The organism is Pseudomonas sp. 05T35 (assembly GCF_056396605.1).
Genome location: NZ_JBFTLU010000379.1, coordinates 1 through 4,560, shown reverse-complemented (window position 1 = coordinate 4,560; position 4,560 = coordinate 1). Strand labels below are relative to the sequence as shown.

General features: G+C 60.7%; 5 protein-coding genes. 4 read left to right on the top strand and 1 reads right to left on the bottom strand.

Annotated elements, in window-relative coordinates; genetic code table 11:
* Together AC1DH9_RS23205 and AC1DH9_RS23200 are read left to right on the top strand one after the other, a co-directional pair.
* Positions 1 to 840 (top strand): diguanylate cyclase domain-containing protein (locus AC1DH9_RS23205; RefSeq protein WP_477808847.1); only part of this gene is annotated, 840 nt, incomplete at its 5' end.
* Positions 841 to 990: 150 nt separating this feature from the next.
* Entirely contained in the window at positions 991 to 1,371 is a 381-nt protein-coding gene (locus tag AC1DH9_RS23200) for a RidA family protein (protein WP_054598083.1), read from the top strand.
* Between the two features lie 9 nt (positions 1,372 to 1,380).
* On the opposite strand, the gene AC1DH9_RS23195 is transcribed toward AC1DH9_RS23200, so the two are convergent.
* The gene (locus AC1DH9_RS23195; RefSeq protein WP_477808846.1) at positions 1,381 to 2,094 is read right to left on the bottom strand and encodes a murein L,D-transpeptidase catalytic domain family protein; all 714 of its coding nucleotides are present in this window, start codon (positions 2,092 to 2,094) and stop codon (positions 1,381 to 1,383) included.
* 144 nt (positions 2,095 to 2,238) lie between these two features.
* Between AC1DH9_RS23195 and AC1DH9_RS23190 the strand changes: the two genes are divergently transcribed.
* The gene (locus AC1DH9_RS23190; protein WP_427543661.1) at positions 2,239 to 3,810 is read left to right on the top strand and encodes a L,D-transpeptidase family protein; all 1,572 of its coding nucleotides are present in this window, start codon (positions 2,239 to 2,241) and stop codon (positions 3,808 to 3,810) included.
* A gap of 34 nt (positions 3,811 to 3,844) precedes the next feature.
* Complete coding sequence (gene thpR / locus AC1DH9_RS23185; protein ID WP_427543658.1) at positions 3,845 to 4,390, top strand: RNA 2',3'-cyclic phosphodiesterase; 546 nt, start codon at positions 3,845 to 3,847, stop codon at positions 4,388 to 4,390.
* Positions 4,391 to 4,560: the final 170 nt, after the last annotated feature.

Here is a 4,560-nt window from a genome sequence, read left to right as displayed (position 1 = left end):
GAGGAAGTCTCTGCAATGGTCTCGGTCCCAAGTACCGGCTGGTTCGTCGTTGCCCGTTTGCCGAGCAGTGAGGCTTTTGCGACAGTCGATCGCACACAGCATTTTTTGATCAGGGGGGCGTTTATATCCATTTTGATTTTCGCCGTGTTCTCGTCCATTGGCCTGTACTTTGTCTTTCGTCATCTGTTTCGTGCCGCCGCGCAGGCTGACCGCATGACGCGCGATGAACGGCCACTGGCCCCCTTGCCAGTCACGCGCAATGATGAAGTCGGTCATTTGATCTCGGCCTTCAATCGTTTGTTGATCAAGCTGGATGAAAAACAGGCCCAGCTTAAAAAAATTGCTCATCACGATATGTTGACGGGGTTACCCAATAGGCATCATCTCTCGGGCCGGCTTCGCCACGTGTTGGCACTGGCACAACGCAAAGAGGCGGGTGTGGGCCTGTTGTTCATGGACCTCGATGGCTTCAAGCATATCAATGACACCCTTGGCCACGAGGCGGGTGACGAGGTGTTGCGGCAGGTGGCGAGGCGTTTTCGCCGGGTTGTCCGGGAGACCGATACCCTGGCGCGCATCGGGGGTGATGAGTTCGTTGTTCTGCTGAGTGACCTTGGGGACGATGCCGAAGAGATCGTGAGCACCGTCGCGACTAAATGTATTGAAGCACTGGGAGCGCCGTTTTTTATTTCCGGTACGGTCTGCATCGTGGGTGTTTCGATTGGCATTGCACTGGGGAATGGGGAAAGCTCTGCAGATATGCTCCTGCTGGCCGCCGATCGTGTCATGTATCAAGCCAAAAAAACCGGACGCGGCCGGTATGTGACCTACAAGCTTTAGGCAACAATRCCCGAGAGCCCGCCTGGGCGTCGAAGCCGTCGCCGCGAAGACAGGGGGGGGCGTCCATTGATTGCTCCCGGACGATGGGGCTGTAAACTGGCCGCGGCCTACACGATCGCCCCTTTACCACTTCAAGCAAGAGATCCTCTCATGGCAAACCAAGACCTGACCTTTATCCCCGACCCGGACCCGGAATCCATCTCCTCCGATGTCGCCGGTTTCGGCGGCCTGCTGGTCTCGACCCAGATCCCCACCCGCGCTGACGGCAGTCTGGAGTTGGGTGGCATCACCGAGCAGAGCGAGTGCACGTTGCAGGCACTCAAGGTCGCGCTGGAGCGGGCCGGCAGTTCCATGGACCGGGTCATGCACTTGACCATCTACCTCACCGACATGGCCGACCGCGCCGCCTTCAACGAGGTCTATCAGCGCTTTTTCGCCAAGCCGTGGCCGGTGCGCGCCGCCGTTGGCGTAGCCGCCCTGGCAGTCGAAGGCATGCGCGTGGAAGTCACTGCGATGGCGGCCAAGGGCTGAGTCCGCGAGTCAGTCATTGTGCGCAGTGAGGATGTCGGTCCCCAGGTGTGGCCGACAGTTGAGGTAGGCCGAGGCTTTCAGCCAGTGCTGGTCGGGATACCAGGAAAACATGAACTGGCCGTCCTTGAGTTTATCGATCACCTGGCGCGCCACTTGCGGGCGCACTGCCGGGCAACCCAGGCTGCGACCGATGCGGCCCTGGCGTTCACTCCATAAGGAATTCACGTAGTCGGCCGCGTGAATCACGAGGTCGCGATCACGTGCGCGGTCATTGAAGCCCGGTTCCAGGCCGTCCATACGCAGCGAGTAACCATGGCTGCCCTGATAGCTTTCCTGGGTGCGAAACAGGCCCAGACTGGACTGATAGCTGCCGATGCGATTGGAGAATTGCGTGGCGAAATTTTCCCCGGATTTTTGCCCATGAGCGACCAGGTCGCGCAGCACCAGGGACTTTTTGCGCAAATCGAAGATCCAAAGACGACGAGCGGTGGATGGTTGCGAATAGTCGATCACGGCCAGGCGCTCGGCTTGCTTAGCGCCACTGTTGACGGCGCATTGCATGGCGTTCAGGGCACTTTGCAGTGCTTGGGGATTGAGTTCCGGAGCGGCGTGCGCGAGGCTGTTATATAACGTTTGATTGTGGGTGTCGGCGGCGAATGCCGGACTGCACATGGCGCACAGCGTCATGGCTGCCAGGCAGTGTCGGCGTAAAARGGTCAGCATGGGTTGAGAGTCCTGTTGTTATTGTTGGCTCCCGACCTCCTGTCGTTCCCTCGGCAGACCTGTGCATACGCTGGCCTTGGTGCTTGCCGCACCTGCTGCAGAGGTTGACCGTCTACCTGACGGCCATGGAGTGGAGTAAAGCAGTTGATCAAAAAGTACGCATGTTACTTGAGCCTTTTCCTGCTCGCTGCGCCACTGGTCGCGACTGCCCAGAACGAGCTGGCTGATCACGACAGCCCATTGAAATTGGCGCTCACTCAATTGCCGGTCGATTGCCCGCGCCTGGCTGCGCACCTGAGTGCGTCGGCGCAAACGCTGTTGCAGGCTTTTTATCAGCAGCAGGACTACGTCCTGATCTGGACGGCCAGCGGACGCTTGTCGGCCTTGCAGGCACAGGTGCAGCAGTTGGCCGATGACGGACTGGACCCGAAACGCTACAGCTTGTCCACGAGCGCTGCCGAAGTGGATGCAGTGTGTGCCGACATCGGCATCAGTCAGCGTTACCTGCAAGCCTTGCAGGACCTGCGTTACGGCCGCTTGCGGCAATCGCGTTTCGAGCCGTTGTGGCATGCACAGGCATTGCCGCACGACCGACCCGCCGAGGTGCTGGCCATTGCCGGGCCGGGTCTGCAAGACATGGCGACAGCTTTTCAACTGGCTCGTCCAAGCCTTGAGCAATACCAGAGCTTGCGCCGTGTTTATGCCCGACAGCGCCAGCGGCCGTTGCCCCATTGGCAGGCGCTTGCCAGTGGCCCCCTGTTACAACCCGGCGCACAGGATGCGCGAGTTCCCGAGCTGGCGAAGCGACTCTTCAACGAAGGCTATCTGGTCAACGTTTCCGCGGGTGTCGGCACGGTCTATAACAAGGAGCTGGTGAGCGCGCTGAAAAACTTCCAGCTGAGCCATTCGCTGCAAGCGGATGGCGTGCTGGGGGAGGGTACCTTGACCGAACTGAACGTCAGCCCGGCGGTGCGGCGCGAGCAGTTGCGGATCAACCTCGAACGTTTTCGCTGGCTGGCGCAGGATCTGGAACCCAATGGTTTGCTGGTCAATGTGGCCGCGGCGACGTTGACCGTCTATCAGGGCGGTACGCCGGTCTGGCAGACACGCACCCAGGTGGGGCGTGCCGAGCGGCAGACCCCGCTGCTGAAGTCGTCGGTCACGCGCCTGACCCTGAACCCGACCTGGACCGTGCCACCGACCATCATGCGGGAAGACAAGCTGCCGGAAATTCGCCGGGACCAGGCGTTCCTCGGTAAACAGAACCTGCAGGTACTGGACAGTGACGGCCATCCGTTGGCGGTGGACGAGATCGACTGGGATAACCCCGGCAACATCCTCCTGCGCCAGGACGCGGGACCGAAGAATCCGCTGGGGCAAATGGCGATCCGCTTCCCCAATCCGTTCTCCGTGTACCTGCACGACACCCCCAGCCAGGCGCTTTTCCAAAAGGCACCGCGGGCGTTCAGTTCAGGCTGCGTTCGGGTCGAGCAAGCGATGCAGTTGCGCGATCTGTTGTTGAGTCCGGCTGAGCGTCAGCGGACCAATGAGTTGCTGGCGACGGGGCTGACCCACGAATTCAGGCTGGCTACGCCGGTGCCGATCCTGCTCAGTTACTGGACCGTGCAAGCCGACCGGCAAGGCCAGTTGCTGTATGCCCCGGATATTTATGGGCGGGATGCCGCATTGTCGGCTGCGCTCGGCGGCAAGTCCTGAGCGTTACTCGCACTCCAGTCGGGAGGTACACGGCATGAACACTGAACCGCGCGAGCAGGGCGAGCCGTTCAAGCGGTTGTTTTTCGCGCTGCCCTGCGCCACTGCGCAACGTCGAGAGATTTCCCAATGGCGAAGCGCTCTGCGGCTTAACAGCGGGCGCCCGGTGCCAGCGGAAAATTTTCACCTGACGCTGATGTTTCTGGGGGCTGTGGCGGTGACGCAGATTCCGGATATCTGCGCGGCTGCCGCGCACGTCCGAACGCCGGGCGAGCGTTTGACGGTCTCTCTYGACCACCTGGATGCCTGGCGCCGCGCCGGCGTTTTGTTACTCATGCCAACGCAGACGTCGTTGCCGTTGCGTCAGTTGGTGTATGCCTTGCATCAGGCGATGCTGCCGCTTGGGTTTGCCGACGCGCCCCGGGAATATCGTCCTCATTTGACCTTGATGCGCGACTTTCGAGAACCGGTCCCGGAATCTGCAACGCCCCCGGACTTTCATTTGAGTGCTGGGCATTTTGCGTTGTTCGAGTCGCATAAAGGCCGCTATCGGGCGCTGGCCGAATGGCCTCTGGTGCCGTAGGTCCAGGATCTTTAGACCTTGGCGGCCTGACAGCCGACCCATCTCTCACAGATGTACACAGTCCAACTGTGGGAGCGGGCTTGCTCGCGAAGGCGCCCTGACAGCCGACCCATCTCTCGCAGATGTACACCGTTCACCTGTGGGAGCGAGCCTGCTCGCGATGGCGGCCT

Excerpts from the sequence above, each read along its gene's own strand:
- AC1DH9_RS23200 (WP_054598083.1), top strand. The coding sequence starts at position 991 with ATGGCAAACCAAGACCTGACCTTTATCCCCGACCCGGACCCGGAATCC.